The organism is Pantoea sp. GM_Pan_4 (assembly GCF_026541005.1).
Lineage (GTDB): Bacteria > Pseudomonadota > Gammaproteobacteria > Enterobacterales > Enterobacteriaceae > Pantoea > Pantoea dispersa.
Window position 1 is genome coordinate 63,077 of record NZ_JALNUZ010000001.1, and the last position, 19,040, is coordinate 82,116.

21 protein-coding genes are annotated in these 19,040 nt (G+C 56.4%); 10 read left to right on the forward strand and 11 right to left on the reverse strand.

Features of this window, described 5'->3' with window-relative positions; all coding sequences use genetic code 11:
• Positions 1 to 560: 560 nt before the first annotated feature.
• The 3 genes from OXR61_RS00340 to OXR61_RS00350 all read left to right on the forward strand — a co-directional run bounded on the left by OXR61_RS00340 (position 561) and on the right by OXR61_RS00350 (position 1,325).
• Positions 561 to 773, forward strand: a complete 213-nt coding sequence (locus OXR61_RS00340; RefSeq protein ID WP_267410481.1) for a cold-shock protein — start codon at positions 561 to 563, stop codon at positions 771 to 773.
• 20 nt (positions 774 to 793) lie between these two features.
• A complete protein-coding gene (locus OXR61_RS00345; protein WP_230857119.1) occupies positions 794 to 943 on the forward strand; it encodes a hypothetical protein in 150 nt (49 codons plus the stop codon).
• 253 nt (positions 944 to 1,196) lie between these two features.
• Positions 1,197 to 1,325, forward strand: a complete 129-nt coding sequence (locus OXR61_RS00350) for a hypothetical protein (RefSeq protein WP_021510004.1) — start codon at positions 1,197 to 1,199, stop codon at positions 1,323 to 1,325.
• 110 nt (positions 1,326 to 1,435) lie between these two features.
• Here the strand turns inward: OXR61_RS00350 and OXR61_RS00355 are convergent, their stop codons facing one another.
• The 4 genes from OXR61_RS00355 to OXR61_RS00370 form a co-directional block, all read right to left on the reverse strand.
• Positions 1,436 to 1,996 (reverse strand): diguanylate cyclase, encoded by a 561-nt coding sequence (locus OXR61_RS00355; RefSeq protein WP_267410482.1) that lies wholly within the window; start codon positions 1,994 to 1,996, stop codon positions 1,436 to 1,438.
• 176 nt (positions 1,997 to 2,172) lie between these two features.
• A complete protein-coding gene (locus OXR61_RS00360) occupies positions 2,173 to 2,343 on the reverse strand; it encodes a hypothetical protein (RefSeq protein WP_058774586.1) in 171 nt (56 codons plus the stop codon).
• A gap of 69 nt (positions 2,344 to 2,412) precedes the next feature.
• Positions 2,413 to 2,805 carry a NirD/YgiW/YdeI family stress tolerance protein gene (locus OXR61_RS00365; protein WP_264443659.1) on the reverse strand — a complete coding sequence of 131 codons (393 nt, stop codon included), beginning with the start codon at positions 2,803 to 2,805 and terminating at the stop codon, positions 2,413 to 2,415.
• Between the two features lie 75 nt (positions 2,806 to 2,880).
• Positions 2,881 to 3,111: a hypothetical protein gene (locus OXR61_RS00370; RefSeq protein ID WP_058781840.1), complete on the reverse strand. Its 231-nt coding sequence runs from the start codon at positions 3,109 to 3,111 to the stop codon at positions 2,881 to 2,883.
• 386 nt (positions 3,112 to 3,497) lie between these two features.
• Between OXR61_RS00370 and OXR61_RS00375 the strand changes: the two genes are divergently transcribed.
• Positions 3,498 to 3,668, forward strand: coding sequence for a hypothetical protein (locus tag OXR61_RS00375; protein ID WP_165899336.1), 171 nt, complete (start codon positions 3,498 to 3,500; stop codon positions 3,666 to 3,668).
• 43 nt (positions 3,669 to 3,711) lie between these two features.
• Here OXR61_RS00375 and OXR61_RS00380 read toward each other — a convergent pair whose 3' ends face one another.
• Complete coding sequence (locus OXR61_RS00380) at positions 3,712 to 4,473, reverse strand: hypothetical protein (RefSeq protein ID WP_021510009.1); 762 nt, start codon at positions 4,471 to 4,473, stop codon at positions 3,712 to 3,714.
• Between the two features lie 232 nt (positions 4,474 to 4,705).
• Complete coding sequence (locus OXR61_RS00385; RefSeq protein ID WP_059009737.1) at positions 4,706 to 5,437, reverse strand: class I SAM-dependent methyltransferase; 732 nt, start codon at positions 5,435 to 5,437, stop codon at positions 4,706 to 4,708.
• Positions 5,438 to 5,688: 251 nt separating this feature from the next.
• Here OXR61_RS00385 and OXR61_RS00390 point away from each other — a divergent pair, with 251 nt between their 5' ends.
• Complete coding sequence (locus tag OXR61_RS00390; protein WP_021510012.1) at positions 5,689 to 6,336, forward strand: metallophosphoesterase; 648 nt, start codon at positions 5,689 to 5,691, stop codon at positions 6,334 to 6,336.
• 6 nt (positions 6,337 to 6,342) lie between these two features.
• Here the strand turns inward: OXR61_RS00390 and rsmF are convergent, their stop codons facing one another.
• The 3 genes from rsmF to yebS all read right to left on the reverse strand — a co-directional run bounded on the left by rsmF (position 6,343) and on the right by yebS (position 11,727).
• Positions 6,343 to 7,761: a 16S rRNA (cytosine(1407)-C(5))-methyltransferase RsmF gene (gene rsmF, locus OXR61_RS00395; protein ID WP_021510013.1), complete on the reverse strand. Its 1,419-nt coding sequence runs from the start codon at positions 7,759 to 7,761 to the stop codon at positions 6,343 to 6,345.
• Positions 7,762 to 7,880: 119 nt separating this feature from the next.
• Complete coding sequence (locus tag OXR61_RS00400) at positions 7,881 to 10,514, reverse strand: PqiB family protein (RefSeq protein ID WP_021510014.1); 2,634 nt, start codon at positions 10,512 to 10,514, stop codon at positions 7,881 to 7,883.
• The gene (yebS, locus tag OXR61_RS00405; protein ID WP_021510015.1) at positions 10,483 to 11,727 is read right to left on the reverse strand and encodes a membrane integrity lipid transport subunit YebS; all 1,245 of its coding nucleotides are present in this window, start codon (positions 11,725 to 11,727) and stop codon (positions 10,483 to 10,485) included. The genes OXR61_RS00400 and yebS overlap by 32 nt, the downstream gene beginning before the upstream one ends.
• 218 nt (positions 11,728 to 11,945) lie before the next feature.
• On the opposite strand from yebS, the gene OXR61_RS00410 reads away from it, so the two are divergent.
• From OXR61_RS00410 to htpX, 4 genes are all read left to right on the forward strand, one after another.
• Positions 11,946 to 12,446, forward strand: coding sequence for a GAF domain-containing protein (locus OXR61_RS00410; RefSeq protein WP_021510016.1), 501 nt, complete (start codon positions 11,946 to 11,948; stop codon positions 12,444 to 12,446).
• A 96-nt stretch (positions 12,447 to 12,542) separates the two neighbouring features.
• Positions 12,543 to 13,223, forward strand: coding sequence for an RNA chaperone ProQ (gene proQ / locus OXR61_RS00415; protein ID WP_010616374.1), 681 nt, complete (start codon positions 12,543 to 12,545; stop codon positions 13,221 to 13,223).
• Positions 13,224 to 13,243: 20 nt separating this feature from the next.
• Positions 13,244 to 15,283: a carboxy terminal-processing peptidase gene (gene prc, locus OXR61_RS00420; protein WP_021510017.1), complete on the forward strand. Its 2,040-nt coding sequence runs from the start codon at positions 13,244 to 13,246 to the stop codon at positions 15,281 to 15,283.
• Positions 15,284 to 15,493: 210 nt separating this feature from the next.
• Positions 15,494 to 16,375: a protease HtpX gene (htpX, locus tag OXR61_RS00425; RefSeq protein WP_021510018.1), complete on the forward strand. Its 882-nt coding sequence runs from the start codon at positions 15,494 to 15,496 to the stop codon at positions 16,373 to 16,375.
• Between the two features lie 42 nt (positions 16,376 to 16,417).
• Here the strand turns inward: htpX and OXR61_RS00430 are convergent, their stop codons facing one another.
• A complete protein-coding gene (locus OXR61_RS00430) occupies positions 16,418 to 17,800 on the reverse strand; it encodes an MFS transporter (protein WP_031280201.1) in 1,383 nt (460 codons plus the stop codon).
• A gap of 162 nt (positions 17,801 to 17,962) precedes the next feature.
• On the opposite strand from OXR61_RS00430, the gene kdgR reads away from it, so the two are divergent.
• Positions 17,963 to 18,754: a DNA-binding transcriptional regulator KdgR gene (gene kdgR / locus OXR61_RS00435; RefSeq protein ID WP_021510020.1), complete on the forward strand. Its 792-nt coding sequence runs from the start codon at positions 17,963 to 17,965 to the stop codon at positions 18,752 to 18,754.
• A gap of 40 nt (positions 18,755 to 18,794) precedes the next feature.
• Here the strand turns inward: kdgR and OXR61_RS00440 are convergent, their stop codons facing one another.
• On the reverse strand, positions 18,795 to 19,031 hold the full coding sequence (locus OXR61_RS00440) for a YobH family protein (RefSeq protein WP_021510021.1): 237 nt from the start codon (positions 19,029 to 19,031) through the stop codon (positions 18,795 to 18,797).
• Positions 19,032 to 19,040: the final 9 nt, after the last annotated feature.

A 19,040-nucleotide genomic window follows, 5' to 3' on the forward strand; every position in this document is an offset into this window, starting at 1 on the left:
TTGTTGCAATTCATGATTGTTTACTGGCAAACGGTGAAACGTGAGGTATACCATCAGCACCTTTGACCTCATCAAAGAACTTGACCGCCTGAGCTGGCATTAAACACTGCGGGCGGCCAATCAGTGGATCGAAATGCACACCACGGTGCTCCGAGACATCATCACCACAGCAAAACTCTGAACGTCATGGACACCTGCTCTTTATCAGACAAGATGACAGTCGTTGCCGCAGCAAAGTAATTATTTAAATGCCTGATACTTTCAGAAATGAAAAATAGTGACTAAATCTATTAACTTAAAATTTTAAACGCGGCGCAGTAACCGCTTCGTCAAACCCGAAATTTATCAATAAATATTATTACCCCTTGTGTTTACCCGCCAGACGTGCGTTAATGCATCTCCGGTCTGATAAGCAGACAGTCCCATAGTTAGTTCGTTTTGTATCTCTCATCTGTGTTAGTGCCTTTCCTGTGCCTTTCTCTTTGAGTTTTATCTCAGGTTCTGATGTGTCGCTGCGGTTCAGCCTCTAATGCCATATGGCTCATTATCAAGGTATAAACATGTCAAATAAAATGCTCGGTACAGTAAAATGGTTCAACGCTGAGAAAGGTTTCGGCTTCATTTCTCCGGAAGACGGCAGCAAAGACGTTTTCGTCCATTTCTCTGCCATTCAGGGAACTGACTTCCGCTCACTCGATGACGGTCAGAAAGTTGAATTCTCTGTAGAAAACGGCCCTAGAGGTCCGTCCGCTGTTAACGTTACAGGTCTCTGATTATTACAGTAATTAATGCTATGAGATGCCCACAATGTCAGGGCTCTCAATATCGCCAGTCCATTTTTGACAGGAACAGGCAAAATCCACTCGGCGCAAAATGTATTTTTTGTAAGTCGATTATGATTGCCATCGCCTCGTCGTTGTATGTGATGAAAGAAGCGAATTAATTCAGTTGTGTTATTCATGTGGCGAAATAAATTAATAACCACACCTGATGACTAACGCAGCGAGTACCCTATTATTGGTCACCTTCGGGTGGCCTTTTTTATGGTTACTAGCTGAAGCCTGGCGATAAGCAAAGCGTTAACCCATAACTAATTTACTTCTTACGCTTAATTCACAGATGCGTGATAAACCCGCCGGGCTGAAGGATAACGCAACTAAAATAGTTATTACCCAATGTGGGGTATGGAGGTGCTTATGTCAGAACGACCCGATGATGTCACTCCGCTGCCTGATGATGCGCAGGTGCCCGGCGAAGAGCCGCTTGATGACGATGATGATACCGGCACCGGATTGCCTGAAGACGATGGGCAAAAACCGATCTAATCGATAAACCTCCCGCGGGAGGTTTTTTTATCATGTGGGTATTGGCTGTGGTGGAATCAATAGCTTCCCCAATCATTCCCATTTCCATTCAGCACGGTGGTTTATGCTGTTCACGTTGAGGCGTTTTTCTTCGCGCGCCGGGTACGCAGATATTCTTCCAGATAAGGCAGCAGTTCAAACACCACGATTGCGCACAGTACGCCAATAATATAACCCTGCGGCAGCGGATCGGCACGCAGCGTAAGAGTAAGCCGGGGCGTTTCATTGCCGGCCCCAAACAGCGCGAGAAATTGCGGCCAGTGATGGGAGATCACCAGTAGCAGCGCCATCAGCGGCACCATTTCGAGAAAACTGTGGATGTGTTGTTCGACCGGCGTCACTTTTCTGCTTTTCACCGCATAGCTGACGTCCCATAACGCAGTGACTTCATGACAAAAAAACAGCACGATCATTAGCGCAATAATCAGCGCATTCACCTCAAAAAATAATGCCAGCAGCAGCGGAATGCCCATCTCCAGAAACATTAAAATATGTATCCACGTCTCTTTAACGCCGGAGGTGTGCTCTATTTCGGTTGCGCGATGGCAAAGCCAGTCGGCAAAACCAGCAATAAGCCAAACCGGTAGGACAAAATAGAGTAACAGCAACATTTGTGGATCAAGACTGTGCATCAGCATATCCTTTAGTTCAGCGTAATAACCAAGCATAGCCATGAAAATTTAATCAGGGTAATGGTGGTGGGCGTTAATTAAGCCAGACGTAAAAAAGCCGCCGGAAATAATACCCGGCGGCGATAAGGACAATAAATTTCAGGGCAGGGCGCGGTAAGTACTGATGCCGCTAACAGTCAGGCCTGCGGCTGACCTACCGGCCCCTTACTCATTGGACCGCCGGGCACCGGTTGTTCTGCAGGGACATTAGGGCGTCCGTCCGGGCCAATTGGCCGTTCAGGTTGCTGACAGCCAGCCAGCGCGGTCAGGGTGGAGAGGATTAACAGACTGGCAAACAGGCTCTTCATGCGATGATTTCCTGCCAATGGAAAGATAATGTCCGCCGCACACGCGACGGCGGACCGGACGATAACGCATTAAGGTTCTTCGATACGTGCAACATCCACACGGGTATTTTCGCCACGACCATACACTTTGCCGCTTACCCGTACCTGATCCTCAGCGTTATAGGTTTTGCCTTTGAAGGTATCGACAGCGGCTTTAATGGTGATGGTGCCGGTGCTGTCGCGGAATTGATAATTATCACCGCTTAACTTTTTAACGATATAACCTTCCAGCGTGACATAGCCGCCCTGACGAAAATCCCGAATCTGTTCGATATGCGTCTGGCCGGTGTCTTCAGACCCTTTATAACCGGCGTCCTGTTGTTTCTGCGGCGGCGGGGTTTTACCGCCCTCGAAGCCGCCCTGTTCAGCGATAGCGCCCAGACTAAACACCATCAGCAGTGACGCCAGTACCGTTTTTTTCATCATAATCATTCCCTCTTGATTGCAACATTCCACAATGACTTAAGCCTGGCACAGGATCGCGCATCCCGGGAGCCGTTACGCTGAATCGTTATTTAACACGCTTGCCGGAATGTCGATGCGATCGCCCAGCGACCAGCGTTTCTGCCCCAGCACGCGCTGCGGCGTGGTGTCCGGTACGTTGAAATAGTAACCGGCGGCGCCGTTATCGTCGGGCTGCGCTTTGAACAGCGTGTCCGGACGGATGCCCATCTCATTGAGGTCGTCGTCGCTTAACGCAAGGTAGGTGGCTAATGCAGACTGGCTCATGGCTTTCCTCCTGTCTTATGGGTACGTATTCAGTTAAGCATCGATTGGTATTTATGCCATCGGCTGCGCTTAATGCAGGCGGTGATGATTTGACGAACGCCAGATGCTGTTCTTGACTGAGTCGTACAGGCATCAAATTGAGGTCGCTACCATGACTGAGCTATTCCATATTATTTCCGTCGGTACCCTTGTCGCCGGACTTTATTTGCTCAATTAGCGCATTTATTAAGCGTGATAACATTGCGTGAGATAATACGTAAGTGACGTTGTCACATATTACGCATCGTCATGCTGAGCGCAACGCAGCGGATATTTGCAGCAGCCAGCCACAGCGAAAAATGGTATAACAGGGCGCATTGATTGATGGCCGCTTAACAGGATTTCGCATGGCAGCAAATACACACTATCTTCTTTGGGTGATGATTGGCACGCTCACCATTCTGAGCATTTTTATCGGCGCGATTGTCGGTCAGGCCAAAACGCCGCGCACCGGATTGCTGACCTTTGCCGGTTTGTTTGTCGGTTTTATGCTGGCGATCTTTTTAATCACGCGTTAGCCGGGGATTCGTCATAGCCAACCTATGATTTTCAGCTGCGCCGTTACCAACTGCTGCCGTTGCGAATATGGCCCCAGCGCGGGGTGATATTCTGCTCCAGCTGATATATCAGCGCCAGAATCAGGTTGAGGTTATAGCGGGTCACCTCATTATGTTGCGTGATACAGGGTGATGACGATTCAATCAGATTGAAATTACTGTATTTTTCCAGCAGCCCGAGGTGCGGTAACACTTCCTGCTCGCGCTGATGATCGGCCAGAGCAGTAAACAGATAAATATTTTTCTGTGTCTGGCGATCGCGTCGCAGGGCATTGGGCAGGTATTTATTTAGCAACGCGACCGCAGCCGGGCTTATCTCTCCCATCATCGCTTTCCCCACACTGGGCCAAATCTGGCTTGCATAGTCACCGAGAAAAAACTGCGGTACTGCAGTGATAATGTTTCTGATGTTGTGGCGGATACCAAAGTAGAGCGCGGCACTGCCGCCTTTCGACGCGCCGAGAATGGTCACGTCAGAAGGTTGGGTTAGCTCAATCACCGCCCGGATGAGCTGGCTGACGCCGTGCTCGATGTTGAACTGAAGATTGTTACACAGGTAATACGCTGGCAAACCGTTGAAATCGTCTTTGATCCATAACACGGCTGCGCGGGTGTGCTCCAGCAAAGTAAAATCATACACGGTAGGATCGGGCAGGTTAAACCCGGACATGACAATCAACAGATGCTGATTATCCAGACTGGCCGGTTTATAGCGGTAGTGCACATCCAGGCCATTCAGATAGTTAAAGGTGTAGTCAGTGATCATGCGGGCTCCTGTGGGATTCAGCAGACAGAAGCGACACAAACGCAACGGGCATTAACAGCGCGCCAGATCAATAGTTGAGAATGATAGTTAATATCATTTAACTTGTTCGGAATAATCTTAAGCGTTACAGTAGGTGCCGTCCCTTACAGAGCTAACACCTTGATTGAGTGCCGGAGATAAGCGCCGGGGGGAATTTTCACAGGGCTGCAGGATGCAGCCACTGCTGAAAACCTTACAGCGGCCTGCGCGCCGCCAGCAAAAACAGCATCGGACGCTCGCGCTCCTCGTCCAGCGCCGGATTCTCCGCTACCTGCTGTACATCCGGACCCCACTCATCCAGCCGTTCAATCACCAGACCGGCGGCAATCAGCGCGTTTATCCACGTTGCCAGCTTGCGGTGCTGCTTCTTCACGCCAGCGGCAAACCAGTTGCTGACCCGTTCCCCTTCCTGCTGATACTGATTGACTGGCCAGCTGCGCTGCCCGGCATCATCAATGAACCACTCCTGCTGACGCGGAGCGGTATAAATTGGGTGCTCGCATGAAAACACCAGCGCGCCGCCGGGACGTAACGCATGAAAGATCGTGGCAAACAGGGCGTCGATATGGCTGAGATAGTGCAGCGCCAGCGAACTGTACACCACATCAAAGGTGCTGCTGAGCTGCAGGGTTTCGAGATCAGCGCGCTGGTAAGTGATGCCAGGCCGATCGGTCATGGCAGCGGCCTGCGCCAGCATTTTTTCTGACACATCCAGCCCCAGCACTTCACGCGCGCCTTGCTGCTGCGCGTAACGACAAAACCAGCCGTAGCCGCAGCCCAAATCCAGCACGCGCTGGTCGCGCAGTTCAGGCAGCATGGCCCGCAGCGCGGGCCACTCGGGCGCGCCGTCCAGTCCGTTGACCGAACGCGGCAGGGTGGCGTAGCCAGCAAAAAAATCGGGGTTATCGTAGATATTCTGACTCATGGAGACTCCTTTCAGTGATACGCAAAGGAGTGTAAGCGTTTAGCGCGGTATGAAACACCGCTCAGCCGACAAAAAGCAGATGCACCAGGCGCGCGAGCGACTCCAGCAGCAGCAGGCTGCCAATAAAAATCATCACGAGGATGCCAACAAACTGTTTCCGACTGCTCACGCTGATGCCTCCGCGGCTACCCCTCACCGGACTATACTTTATGCCGGGTTTACTAAACTTCCAGTCAACCGGGGCAGATTACATGTTTTATCAGACGCTGCGTGCAAATAACTGGCGCAATATTTGGGTGGTCGGTGATTTGCACGGCTGCCGCGCGCAGCTTGATGCGCAGCTGCTGCGGCAGGGCTTTGATCGGCAACAGGATCTGCTGCTATCGGTCGGGGATTTAATCGACCGCGGGCCGGACAGCCTCGGCTGTCTGCAACTGCTGGAAGAGCCGTGGTTCCGCTGCGTGCGCGGTAATCACGAGCAGATGGCGCTCGATGCGCTGCAGGGCGACGATCCGATGCTGTGGATGATGAACGGCGGGGACTGGTTCTGGCAGCTGAGCGGTGCGCGGCTGATTGCCGCGCGTCATGCGCTGAAGCGCTGTGCCGATCTGCCGCTGATTTTACATCTCCAATTTGAAGAGCGCGTCATCGTCATTGCTCATGCCGACTATCCTGCCAGTGCCTATGCACTGGGACAGGATGTCGACTGGCATCAGGTCGTCTGGAGCCGCGACCGGCTCGCTCGCCATCAGCGCGGTCGTTCGCAGCCGATCGCCGGCGCCAGTGCGTTCTACTTTGGCCATACGCCGCTGGAGCAGCCGCTTAAAGCCGCGAATCAGCATTACATTGATACCGGCGCGGTATTTGGTAACCGGCTGACGCTGGTGCAGTTGCAGTAATGGTTGTTAACGGAACAGCCGGCCGTCGCGCACCAGTTCACGCGGATAGCTGTTTTTGATGCGGCTTCCGACGCGTTTCGCCAGGCCCAGCGGCTGCTGCTGGTAAGTGACAATCACCTCATCGCGCACGGGCGGTGTGTCGGGATGGATATCCTGTCCGCGATACCAGCTTTCCGCCTGCGCTTCGTCCAGTTCGAACGCCAGCGCGCTGTCCGGTTGCGCCAGCGCCACCACCGCTTCATGCTGCCAGCGAAAGCCTTTCGGGAAGGTTTCCGCCAGTTTGAGACCGATACGCGAGAAACGCACTTTGCTGAGCCAGCTCTCCAGCGCCGCCGGGAACAGCCACAGCTCTTTGTCGCGCTGCCACAGCGTCAGGCTCTCATCCCAGTGCAGTCCCACCTTGTGCGCGGCCTGCGCCACCTCCGCCACCAGCTTGCGGCTGGCGGGCGAGAAGGGCAGCTTGCCGAGTTTGTAGGTCGGCGCCGGCAATGGCGGCACGCTGGCAGTTTTGCGCAGCCGCGCGACGAAAAAGCCTTCGCTGTCGAAGATATGCGGAAACACGTGCAGGAAGCCTTCCGGCGTCAGCGCGCGTTCGGCGCCAGCGAACAGATCGTTGAGCGGCACAATTTCCAGCGCCTGCGGATAGCGCTGCTGCAGCCAGGCAATCACCTGCTGGTTTTCGATAGTATTAAGCGTACAGGTCGAGTAAATCAGCGTGCCGCCCGGTTGCAGCGCGTGAAAAGCGCTGTCGAGTAAATCGCGCTGGGTGGCGGCGATGGCCTCGGTGCTGGCCAGCGTCCAGTTGCGCAGCGCGTCAGCATCTTTCCGTACCACGCCTTCGCCGGAGCAGGGCGCATCCAGCAGTATGGCATCGAACTGTTCCGGCAGCGCGGCACCAAAGACGCGCCCGTCAAAATGGGTCAGCGCCACATTGCTGACGCCGCAGCGGCTGATATTGGCATGCAGCACTTTCACCCGGCTGGCGGAGTATTCATTGGCGAGGATCGCGCCCTGATTGCGCATCAGCGCGGCCATCTGCGTGGTTTTAGAGCCCGGCGCAGCGGCCACATCCATCACCTGGCGGGCATCCGGCGCGGCGTCAAACAGCGCGCTGACCGGCAGCATTGAGCTGGCTTCCTGAATGTAGAACAGACCGCTGAGGTGCTCCGCGACGCTGCCGAGCGGCAGCGATTCGTCATCACGCGCAATCCAGAAGCCTTCCCGACACCACGGAATCGGCGTCAGCTGCCAGCCGTAGCCCGCCACGCGCGTGAGAAAATCCTCCACGCTGATTTTCAGCGTATTGACGCGCAGACTGCGGCGCAGCGGCTGCTGACTGATGGCGAGAAAGCGTTCGAGTTCGGCCTCGTCGGCCAGGCTGGCGCGCATCAGCGCGAGAAAATCTTCAGGAAAACGATCGGACACGGATATCTACCGGACTAACAAAGTGAGGGCGAAGTGTAACGCCGAGCCCGGCTCAGGTACAGCCGTGCGCAATATCCCTGGCGCAAATAAGTCGGGCAGCCCGCAGGCTGCCCGTTGTCTCAGTATGGCGATGGAATCGCCGTGCCCCAGTTACGCCACTCTTTTGGCGCTTCATCCTGCAGCAGGAAGTGCTTGTCGGCACCGGCCTGCGGCGCCAGCGGCACAGTCGGTGGCGTGGCAAACTGGATGCCGCCGCGAATGAACTGCTGGAAGGTGCCGGTTTTCACCACACCGCCAATCAGGCCAAAGTCGAGGTTATAACCGGAGGCCAGCCAGAACACCGAGTTGTTACGCACCAGATGCTGATACTTCTTGCTGATGCGCAGCGCGATTTGCACGCGGTCGGCCATGTTACCCAGCGAAGTGCCGGTTACCGTGCCGACTTCTACACCGCGGAACAGCACCGGCGTGCCAATCGACAGCGATCCGGCTTCGGTGGTATCCACATAGATGTTCAGCCCGTTAAGGTAACGCGAGTCGGTAATGGTGCTCTCCTGTAGCTCAAAGCTGCGCGCCAGCGCACCTTTGCCCGGATCCACGTTCACATACGGCTGCAGCAGCGTTTCCAGGTGATTGACGCCGGCGGGCGAAATCTCCGGCGAGACAACAGAGAAGCGGCTGCCGATGCGCGCGAAGTCCTGCACATACTCCGGATAGAGCACCGCTTTCGCCACCACCTGGTTGTTATCCTGGCTCAGTGCCAGCGACTCCACCTGACCGACGTTGATGCCGAGATAGCGGATTGGCATGCCGGCCGACAGTTTGCTGGCATCAAAGGTGTGCAGGGTAATCTGGCTGCCGACCGCACGCGCGGCGGTTTCTGACGGATAGAGCACACGCTTAACGCCTTTCGCTGCCTGCGCGCCCGTCAGGTTATCAAAGCTGATTGCGCCTTTCAGTGCGCGGTTCAGCGGTGAAGCCTGCACGGTCAGACCGCTGCCGTTGAGCTGGACTTTGGCGCCGCCTTCGGCCCAGAACACGCTCTCGCTGGTCAGCAGCTTGCGATACTGCGGCTGGATATGGACCGAAATCTCAAACGCATCGGCGCGCGGCACCACATCCACCACTTCACCGACCTGGAACTTGCGGTACAGCACCACCGAGCCGGCCTGCACATCCGGCAGGCTGTTGGCGGTCAGTTTGAGCGTGGTCGGCGGCTGATCGCCGGTAATGCCTTCTGCCGCGCGCTCTGAGTCGGCGTACAGCGGATAGCGGCTGGACGGCTGACCTTTCGCACCCGGCACCAGCCGGATACCGCCGTCGACCCATTCGCGCGCGCTGGCGCCCAGCACCTGCATGCCGTCGAGGCCAAATTTAACGTCGAGACGGCTGTTAACAATGAACTTACTGTCGGCGTGCACCAGCTGGCGGTGCTCCGGATTGATGGCCGCCACAAAGCTGATGCCGTTTTCATCCAGCCGGCGCGAAATTACCTGGCCGATCTTCACGCCATACAGCATCACCGGCTGTCCGGCGTCGATACCGTAGGTTTCCGGCGCGCTGAGCTGAACGGTGAGCACATCCGGCTTCTGCAACAGCGTTTCGCTGGCCGGCAGCACGCTGAAGTGATCCTGCGGCTCACCTTCGCCCGGGACCAGTTCCAGCGTATTGCCGGTCAGCAGGCTGCTCAGGCTGGTGTCGGTCAGGCTGAGTTTCGGCGCGCGCATCTCAATCCGCGTGCCGCTGCGCATCAGGCCGGTGACGGAGGGATCAATCGTCAGCTCGCCGGACACTTTGCCGCCCGGCAACAGCGTCAGTTTGGTCAGGGTACCCACTTCCAGCCCCTGATACATCAGCGGCGTGCTGTCGGCTTTCAGGTTGTCGCCGTTGGGCAGATCGAGCGAAATCAGCACGCCGCGCTGGCTGTGTGCCAGATCCGAATAGAGCTGATAGTTTTGATCGCTGTTGGCCTGTTCGCCGCTGTCCGGCGAGTCAAAGGCAATCGCGCCATTCACCAGCGCGGCCAGGCTCTCCAGCTTCACTTTGGCACCGCTCAGGCTGACATCGGCGTCAACGCCCGACACATTCCAGAAGCGGCTCTGCTTTTTCACCAGGTTGGTGAAGCGCCGCTCAATCAGCACGTCGATGGTCACGCCATCGGTATTACCGTTGATGCTGTAATCATAGACGCGGCCGACCGGAATTTTACGGTAATAGACCAGCGAACCGGTGTTGAGCGAGCCGAGATCGGGCGCGTGCAGGTGAATCAGCAGTTCGCCAGTGTTTACCCGGTATTTCGGCTGGGTATCCAGCGCGGTAAAGTGGTCGCGCTCTTTGCCGTCGCCGGGCATCATGCCGATGTAGTTACCGCCCACCAGCGCATCCAGCCCGGAGACGCCCGCAAGCGAGGCTTTTGGCGTCACCAGCCAGAACTGGGTGTTCTCCCGTAGCGCATCGCGCATGTCGCTCTTGATGCTGGCTTTGATCTGAATGCTGCGGTAGTCATCGCTCAGCACAATGCCCTGCACGGTGCCCACTTCCACGCCCTGATAGCGAATCGGCGTGCGACCCGGCACGATGCCGTCCGCGGTCTGGAAGTTGATGGTGATGGTGGTGCCGCGCTCCTGATAATTGGTCCATAACAGCCAGCCGGCAATCAGCAGGGCGATAATGGGCAAAAGCCAGAACGGCGAAATCTTGCGTTTATTACGCAGATTAGCGCTAGTCGGTGTAGTCGGCGTTTCCTGTTGCATGTGCATCCCAGATCAGGCGGCTATCGAGCCACTCAACGGCCATAATGGTCAGGATGACTGCCGCGCCAAAGTAGAAGGCGGCAGGTCCCATGGTAAAAGCCAGCAGCTGGTCACGATTGACCAGCGACATGGTTAAAGCAATGACGAACAGATCCAGCATCGACCAGCGGCCCACCCAGGTGACGGCGCGCAGCAGACGGATGCGGGTTTTCAAACCCTGTTCACACTTAAAATGGATGCTGAGCAACAGCGTCAGCATCACTAACACCTTGGTAAACGGCACCAGAATACTGGCGATAAACACCACTGCCGCCACCGGCACGTTACCGGAGGCGAGGCCAAGAATACCGGAGAAAATGGTGTCTTCGCGCCGCGCACCGTTGACGTACACCACCGAAATCGGCAGCAGGTTAGCCGGGATCAGCAGCACAATCGAGGCGATCAGCGCCGCCCAGGATTTTTGCAGGCTGTGGCGGCGGCGATAATCGAGCGGCGTATGGCAGCGCGTGCAGCGTCCACGTTCATCGGGCATACCGGTGTGGTGGCAGTTCAGGCAAACCTGCCACCGCTCGGGCGGTTCGTGCGGCACCGACTGCGGGTAATAATGTTCCCACAGCTCCTCCACGTTGAGATGAATCAGCGTCAGCAGGCTCATGATGGTCAGTGCGATATAGGCGATCAGCCCGTAGCCGACCTCCAGCGCGGCATAATCCTGCACCTTAATCGATGCCACCGCCACGCCGACCAGATAGATATCCAGCATCACCCACTCTTTGAGTTTCTCCAGCATCAGCAGGACCGGACGCAGGTTCATGCCGAGCGCGTGGCCAATCCACAAATAGCAGATGCCGGCCACCAGCGTCACCGGCGCGCCAATGGTGCAAAACGCCACCATGGCGGCTGTCAGCACGTTGCCCTGTTGCGCCATCTGCAGCACGCCCTCCAGCAGGCTGGCGTTGATGCGCATGCCAAGCAGGCGGATATCCACCAGCGGCAGGCTGAAGGCGAACGGCATCAGTACGATCATCGTGACGGCCATGGCGGTGAGCCGCGTCATTGACCAGTCGCGACCGTTCTGAATACGGGCATGACAGCGCGGGCAATAAGCCGACTGATGCGATTTCACATCCGGTAAGGAAAAAAGGGTATCGCATTGCGGGCAACGCTGATAACGTGCGTGGGGCAACGTCTGGCTGATGGCGTGAATTTTCATAAATGACGCAAGGGGCCCATTGTTCGTTACAGTTACCGGCATGCGGAGCAGAGCACGTCTGTCTGCATCAATCTATGGTACGAGAATAGTCTCAAGCATAGCGTGCTAAGGGTATAGTAACTAACACAATGATTCACCTTGTGGGGTTGGATTATTAGTGCTTATTTTAACAACTGAGTGACAACAAGGTCACGCCAGTGATGAGTTATGGTTAAACAATGAACAAAAAAGCCTTTTACGAGGATTTAAATCGCGATGTCCGCGCACTGTTAGCGGGCGAAACTTCTTTCCTGGCGGCGCTGGGCAACTGCAGTGCGCTGCTGTTTGAACGCCTGGAAGGAGTTAACTGGGCAGGCTTCTATCTGCTGACCGAGCCGGAGACGCTGGTGCTGGGTCCGTTCCAGGGCAAAATCGCCTGCGTCCGCATTCCGATGGGTAAAGGCGTATGTGGCACCGCGGTTGCGGAGGATAGTGTGCAGCGGGTTGAAGATGTGCACGCTTTCCCGGGGCACATTGCCTGCGACGCCGCCAGTAATGCGGAAATCGTGATTCCTCTGAAAGTGAATGGCACGATGGTCGGTGTTCTCGACATCGACAGTACGGTTTATTCTCGCTTCGATAGCGAGGATGAAGCGGGGCTGGTAGCCCTTACCGACGGGCTTTGTGCAGTGCTGGCGAACAGCGACATTGAAAAATTTCTTCAGCTGACGCGCAGCTAATCGACTGGATCACATAGCATTTGGCGATGTTGTCATTATAATGTCGCCTGTTCATGCCTGCTCTGGTCGGCAAACCCGTTGTAATCAGGAAATTTCATGGAAAATCAACCTAAGTTGAACAGCAGTAAAGAAGTCATCGCCTTTCTGGCGCAGCGTTTTCCGCACTGCTTTAGCGCCGAAGGTGAAGCGCGTCCGCTCAAAATCGGTATCTTTCAGGATCTGGTGGAGCGCGTTCAGGGCGAAAACAGCCTGAGCAAGACGCAACTGCGTTCGGCCTTACGCCTTTATACCTCAAGCTGGCGTTATCTTTACGGCATTAAAGCCGGTGCCACCCGTGTCGATCTCGACGGCAACGCCTGTGGCGTGCTGGATGAGCAGCACGTAGAACATGCGCGCAAGCAGCTGGAAGAAGCCAAAGCGCGCGTGCAGGCGCAGCGCGAGCAGCAAAAAGCGAAAAAACGTGAAGCCGGTGAAGAGACCGCTGAGCGTCGTCCGCGCAAGCCTGCTGCCCGTAAAGCGGCGGAGGGTGACGCACCGCGTAAGCCACGTCCACAGGCACCGCGTGCTGCGGCCGGTGAGCGTCAGGCTGCTCCGCGTCCACCGCGGGCAAAACCCGTCACTGACACTTCAACGTTGCAAGCGGGTCAAAACATCAAAGTCAAAGCAGGCAAAAGTGCAATGGACGCTACCATCCTGGAAATTACTAAAGATGGCGTCCGGGTCCAGCTCGCTTCCGGCCTGGCAATGATTGTGCGCGCAGAACACTTGCAGTTCTGAAACGGAGGCCCGACCCTGGCATGAACAGCATTTTTAAGATCGGTATGATCGCGGGCCTGCTGCTGGCAGGCCCCACCTTTGGCGCGGACAACATTACCCGCGCCGACCAGATTCCCCAGTTACACGAAGAAGCACAGCATCCTACCGTCAGTGAACGCGTCACCTCGCGTTTCACCCGCTCTCACTATCGTCAGTTCGATCTGAATCAGGATTTTTCGGCGAAAATTTTTGACCGCTACCTGAATCTGCTCGACTACAGCCATAACGTGCTGCTGGCGTCGGACGTGGCACAATTCGCCGACAAGAAAACCACGCTCGGTGATGAGTTGCGCAGCGGCAAGCTGGATGTGTTTTACGATCTTTATAATCTGGCGCAGAAGCGCCGCTTCGAGCGCTATCAGTATGCGCTCAGCGTGCTGAACCGCCCGATGAACTTCACCGGCAATGACACCATCGATATCGATCGTGCCAAAGCACCGTGGCCGAAAAGCACAGATGAGCTAAACGCGCTGTGGGATGCCAAGGTGAAGTATGACGAGCTGAGCCTGAAGCTGGCCGGGAAAGATGACAAAGAGATTCGCGAGACGCTGACCAAACGCTACAACTTTGCCATCCGTCGTCTGGCACAAAGCAACAGCGAAGATGTGTTCCAGCTGGCGATGACCGCGTTCGCGCATGAAATCGACCCGCATACTAACTATCTGTCACCGCGCAACACCGAGCAGTTCAATACCGAAATGAGCCTGTCGCTGGAAGGTATCGGTGCCGTGCTGCAGATGGATGATGATTACACGGTGATCAACTCGATGGTCGCCGGGGGTCCGGCGGCCAAGAGCAAATCCATCAGCGTGGGCGACCGCATTGTGGGCGTCGGCCAGCCGGGCAAGCCCATGGAAGATGTGATTGGCTGGCGTCTGGACGACGTGGTGTCCAAAATCAAAGGGCCGAAGGGCAGCAAAGTGCGCCTCGAGATCCTGCCAGCCGGCAAGGGCACCAAAACCCGTACCGTGACGCTGACGCGTGAGAAAATCCGTCTGGAAGATCGCGCGGTGAAGGGCACCGTGCACAACGTCGGCAAAGAGAAAGTCGGCGTGCTGGATATCCCGGGCTTCTATGTTGGCCTGACCGACGATGTGAAAGTGCAGCTGCAGAAACTGCAGAAGCAGAACGTCGACAGCATCGTCATCGATCTGCGTACCAACGGCGGCGGCGCGCTGACCGAAGCGGTATCGCTCTCCGGCCTGTTTATTCCGAGTGGCCCGGTGGTGCAGGTGCGTGACAATAATGGTCGCGTGCGTGAGGACAGCGACAACGACGGCATCGTTTACTACAAAGGTCCGCTGGTGGTGCTGGTCGATCGCTTCAGCGCCTCGGCGTCGGAAATCTTTGCCGCGGCGATGCAGGATTACGGCCGCGCGCTGATTGTCGGCGAACCGACCTTTGGTAAGGGCACGGTGCAGCAGTATCGCTCACTCAACCGCATCTACGATCAGATGCTGCGTCCGGAATGGCCGGCGCTGGGCTCAGTCCAGTACACCATTCAGAAGTTCTACCGCATCAACGGTGGCAGTACTCAGCGGAAAGGCGTCACGCCGGACCTGCTGATGCCGACCGGTGTGGAAGCGGCAGAGACCGGCGAGAAGTTTGAGGATAACGCGCTGCCGTGGGACAGCATCAACGCGGCGACCTACACCAAAACCGGCGATATCACGCCGCTGGTGCCGCAGCTGACCAAAGAGCACGCCGATCGCATCGCCAAAGATCGCGAGTTCCAGTACATCATGAAAGACATTGCACGTTTCAACGCGATGAAGGACAAGCGTAACATCGTGTCGCTCAATCTGGCCCAGCGCGAGAAAGAGAACCACGAAGAAGATGCGCTGCGTCTGGAACGTATCAATGCGCGCTACCAGGCGGAAGGCAAAGCGCCGCTGAAGAGCCTGGACGATCTGCCGAAAGACTACAAAGAGCCGGATCCGTATCTGGATGAAACGGTGAAAATCGCTAACGATTTGGCCCAGCTGGAAAAAGATCAGCCAGCGCCGGCGGCAGCGAAGTAACCCTTCGGTCTGAAATCACAGCACCGCTGCGGCGGTGCTTTTTTTTGCCTGCAAATCGCCGCCCGGCAGGCTGCACCAGCTACCATTACCAAATGTAAAGTTATGTCTTTTTAGGCACTTAAAGATTAAGGTCGCTTGAAAAGCGCCACAATGGACATAGGATGTATATCCGCGCATGAGCGCGAGCACAACTGAGGAAGATTAACGTTTATGATGCGTATTGCGCTTTTCCTGGTCACCAACCTGGCGGTGATGTTGGTATTCGGACTGATTCTGAGTCTGACAGGAATCCAGTCAAGCAGTGTTCAGGGTCTGATGATTATGGCAGGTCTGTTTGGCTTTGGCGGTGCGTTTGTTTCACTGCTGATGTCCAAATGGATGGCGTTACGCTCGGTCGGCGGTGAAGTGATTGAACAACCCCGTAACGAGACGGAACGCTGGCTGATGGAAACCGTCGGCCGCCAGGCTCAGCAGGTCGGCATTGCGATGCCGCAGGTGGCGATTTACCACGCGCCCGATATCAACGCCTTTGCCACCGGCGCACGCCGTGACGCCTCGCTGGTGGCGGTCTCCACCGGTTTGCTGCAGAACATGAGCCGCGATGAAGCGGAGGCGGTGCTGGCGCACGAGATCGCCCACATCGCGAACGGTGACATGGTCACCATGACGCTGATTCAGGGTATCGTGAACACCTTCGTGATCTTCATTTCGCGTATCATTGCGCAGGTGGCGTCTGGCTTCCTGTCCGGCAACCGCGACGGTGAAGAGAGCAGCAACGGCAATCCGCTGGTCTATTTTGCCGTGGCGACGGTGCTGGAACTGGTGTTTGGTATTCTCGCCAGCATCATTACCATGTGGTTCTCGCGCCATCGCGAATTCCACGCCGACGCCGGTTCTGCGAAGCTGGTGGGTCGTGAAAAGATGATTGCCGCGCTGCAGCGCCTGAAAACCAGCTACGAACCGCAGGAACCCAGCAGCATGATGGCGTTCTGTATTAACGGTAAAGGTAAGTCGCTGAGCGAGTTGTTTATGTCGCACCCGCCGCTCGACAAGCGTATCGAAGCGCTGCGCAGCGGTGCCTACCTTAAGTAAGCCACATAGAAAATGAACAGGGCGCCTGCGGGCGCCCTTTTTTTATGACTCTGCCGGCTGACGGCTTTGCGTCATGCGCAGCATACTGACGATCGCCGCCACGCTGGCAAAGGTTCCGGCCAGCAGCAGCGAGGCATGCGTGCCGCTGTCGTTGAACAGGTTAAACATCAGCGCCACCAGCGCGGCGCCGGTGCTTTGCCCGACCAGTCGCGCGGTGCCGAGCATGCCGCTGGCACCGCCGCTACGCTGGCGCGGAGCCGACGAGATGATGGTGTGATTATTGGGTGACTGGAACAGCCCGAAGCCGGCACCGCACAGCATCATGCGCCAGATAATATCGGCATCCGTGGGTTGTGCAGGCAGCAGCGCCAGCAGAAACAGCCCGGCGGCAAACAGCGCCAGCCCCAGCCCACCCAGCAGCCCGGCATGAAACTTCTCGATCAGACGGCCGGCAATCGGTGCCATCACCATGGTAGCCAGCGGCCACGGCGTCAGCAGCAGGCCGGTTGCGACCTCATCCCGGCCCAGTACGTTTTGCAGGAAAAACGGCAGCGACACCATCGCCAGCATTTGTGCACAGAACGAACAGATCGAGGTGCCGATCGACAACGAAAACACCGGAATGCGCAGCAAATCTACTGGCAGCAGCGGCACCGGCATCGCCAGCTGACGCCGCACAAACACCACACCGATCAGCAGCAGCGCCAGCAGCATACCCGCAATCAGCCAGCCATTTTCTCCCTGCGCGAAGCCGGTCAGCGCTGAAATCAGCAGGCCGAAAAACAGCGCATTCATGATGGCGCTCGGCACATCAAATTTCTGCTGCTTCGCTTTCTGCGTGTTATCCGGCAGGAAGCGCAGCGCCAGCCACAGCGCCACCACACCGAGCGGCACGTTAATCAGGAACAGCCATTTCCAGCTGGCGATAGAGAGAATCGCGGCCGCCACCGTGGGACCGGCGGCGCTGGAGACGGCCACGATCAGCGAGTTGATGGCCATGCCGCGTCCCAGGAAGCGCTGCGGGTAAATAATACGGATTAGCGCAGTGTTGACGCTCATCAGCGCCGCACCGCCGAAGCCCTGCAGCACGCGCGCCAAGGTGAGCATATTCAGCGAAGAGGAGAGGGCGCAGAACAGCGAGGTGAACACAAACAGCACCAGCCCGACCTGATAGACGCGCCGGTAGCCGAACATATCGCCAAGAAACGACAGCGACAGCAGCGAAATCACGATAGCGATTTGATAGGCGTTGACGATCCAGATCGATTCCGCCGGGCTGGCGTTCAGCTCACGCGCAATGGTCGGCAGCGCCACGTTGGCAATGGCGCCGTCCAGCACCGCCATCATGATGCCAAGCGCAATGGTAATTATTGCGCCGTAGCGCTGTGGAACGGGTAATCCATCCTGAGACACGGTAGGAGACATAAACAGGGAGAAGTGAAGTAAGTGAATATCGTCATGCTAATCAATTTTCTGCCTGAAATCACCGCATTAATGGACAAAAATTACAAGTGGATGTGTCGTTGCCGCCGTCCGGCTGTAACCTCTATACTGGCGTTTTTTGCAAAAGCGTTAAGGAAGTCCCGCATGGCGAGCCGCGATAACGATAAACAGCCGGATGCCGTATCATCAGTGATGAAAGTGTTTGGCATTCTGCAGGCGCTGGGCGAAGAGCGCGATCACGGCATCACCGAGCTTTCGCAGCGGGTTATGATGTCGAAAAGCACGGTCTACCGCTTTCTGCAGACCATGAAATCGCTCGGCTACGTGGCGCAGGAGGGCGAGAGCGAAAAATATTCGCTCACGCTCAAGCTGTTTGAACTTGGCGCGCACGCGCTGCAGAACGTGGATTTAATTCGCAGCGCCGATGTGGAGATGCGCGAACTGTCGCGCCAGACCAAAGAGACCATTCATCTCGGTGCGCTGGAAGAAGACAGCATCGTCTATATCCACAAGATTGACTCGCTGTATAACCTGCGCATGTATTCGCGCATCGGCCGGCGTAATCCGCTGCACAGTACCGCCATCGGCAAAGTGCTGCTGGCGTGGCGTGAGCGCGCGGAGGTGAACGACATTCTGCGTGAAGTGGAATTTCGTCGCAGCACCGCTAACACTATCGTCAGCGCGCAGGCGCTACTGCCGGTGCTGGAGCAGGTCAGGCAACAGGGCTTTGGTGAGGATAATGAAGAGCAGGAAGCGGGAATTCGCTGTCTGGCGGTACCGGTGTTTGATCGCTTCGGCGTGGTGATTGCCGGCATGAGCCTCTCGTTCCCGACGGTGCGCTTCTCCGAACCGGCAAAAAAAGAGTATGTGGCGATGCTGCACCGTGCCGCGCGTAAGGTGTCGGAGCAAATGGGTTATTACGACTATCCGTTCTGAATTCTGCCGGGCTGACGCGCAGCCCGGCAGGCGGCTTAACTCAGTTGTCGACCACTTCGCCGCTTTTCTTCAGCAGCGGACAATCGGTAACGCCAACAATGCCGCTGTCGGTGTGCAGATACTGTGCGGTAATCATGCCGCGCGCGGTCAGGTAGCTACACTGTAAGCCCAGCCCGGCTGCGTTTTTATTGCTGCCGGTTAACACGCCGTAGCCGGTAAACAGCATCGCCAGCCACAAGACAGCCAGCACCATCACCGCACGAATCAGTAGTTTCATTTTTATCTC

What these genes read in the sequence shown, in the direction of transcription:
- OXR61_RS00340 (WP_267410481.1), top strand. Translation starts at nt 561, where the DNA reads ATGTCAAATAAAATGCTCGGTACAGTAAAATGGTTCAACGCTGAGAAA.
- OXR61_RS00375 (WP_165899336.1), top strand. Translation starts at nt 3,498, where the DNA reads ATGGCAGCAAATACACACTATCTTCTTTGGGTGATGATTGGCACGCTC.
- htpX (WP_021510018.1), top strand. Translation starts at nt 15,494, where the DNA reads ATGATGCGTATTGCGCTTTTCCTGGTCACCAACCTGGCGGTGATGTTG.
- OXR61_RS00345 (WP_230857119.1), top strand. Translation starts at nt 794, where the DNA reads ATGAGATGCCCACAATGTCAGGGCTCTCAATATCGCCAGTCCATTTTT.
- OXR61_RS00355 (WP_267410482.1), bottom strand. Translation starts at nt 1,996, where the DNA reads ATGCACAGTCTTGATCCACAAATGTTGCTGTTACTCTATTTTGTCCTA.
- OXR61_RS00360 (WP_058774586.1), bottom strand. Translation starts at nt 2,343, where the DNA reads ATGAAGAGCCTGTTTGCCAGTCTGTTAATCCTCTCCACCCTGACCGCG.
- OXR61_RS00390 (WP_021510012.1), top strand. Translation starts at nt 5,689, where the DNA reads ATGTTTTATCAGACGCTGCGTGCAAATAACTGGCGCAATATTTGGGTG.
- OXR61_RS00365 (WP_264443659.1), bottom strand. Translation starts at nt 2,805, where the DNA reads ATGAAAAAAACGGTACTGGCGTCACTGCTGATGGTGTTTAGTCTGGGC.
- yebS (WP_021510015.1), bottom strand. Translation starts at nt 11,727, where the DNA reads ATGAAAATTCACGCCATCAGCCAGACGTTGCCCCACGCACGTTATCAG.
- OXR61_RS00400 (WP_021510014.1), bottom strand. Translation starts at nt 10,514, where the DNA reads ATGCAACAGGAAACGCCGACTACACCGACTAGCGCTAATCTGCGTAAT.
- prc (WP_021510017.1), top strand. Translation starts at nt 13,244, where the DNA reads ATGAACAGCATTTTTAAGATCGGTATGATCGCGGGCCTGCTGCTGGCA.
- OXR61_RS00410 (WP_021510016.1), top strand. Translation starts at nt 11,946, where the DNA reads ATGAACAAAAAAGCCTTTTACGAGGATTTAAATCGCGATGTCCGCGCA.
- kdgR (WP_021510020.1), top strand. Translation starts at nt 17,963, where the DNA reads ATGGCGAGCCGCGATAACGATAAACAGCCGGATGCCGTATCATCAGTG.
- OXR61_RS00350 (WP_021510004.1), top strand. Translation starts at nt 1,197, where the DNA reads ATGTCAGAACGACCCGATGATGTCACTCCGCTGCCTGATGATGCGCAG.
- OXR61_RS00380 (WP_021510009.1), bottom strand. Translation starts at nt 4,473, where the DNA reads ATGATCACTGACTACACCTTTAACTATCTGAATGGCCTGGATGTGCAC.
- OXR61_RS00440 (WP_021510021.1), bottom strand. Translation starts at nt 19,031, where the DNA reads ATGAAACTACTGATTCGTGCGGTGATGGTGCTGGCTGTCTTGTGGCTG.
- OXR61_RS00430 (WP_031280201.1), bottom strand. Translation starts at nt 17,800, where the DNA reads ATGTCTCCTACCGTGTCTCAGGATGGATTACCCGTTCCACAGCGCTAC.
- proQ (WP_010616374.1), top strand. Translation starts at nt 12,543, where the DNA reads ATGGAAAATCAACCTAAGTTGAACAGCAGTAAAGAAGTCATCGCCTTT.
- OXR61_RS00370 (WP_058781840.1), bottom strand. Translation starts at nt 3,111, where the DNA reads ATGAGCCAGTCTGCATTAGCCACCTACCTTGCGTTAAGCGACGACGAC.
- OXR61_RS00385 (WP_059009737.1), bottom strand. Translation starts at nt 5,437, where the DNA reads ATGAGTCAGAATATCTACGATAACCCCGATTTTTTTGCTGGCTACGCC.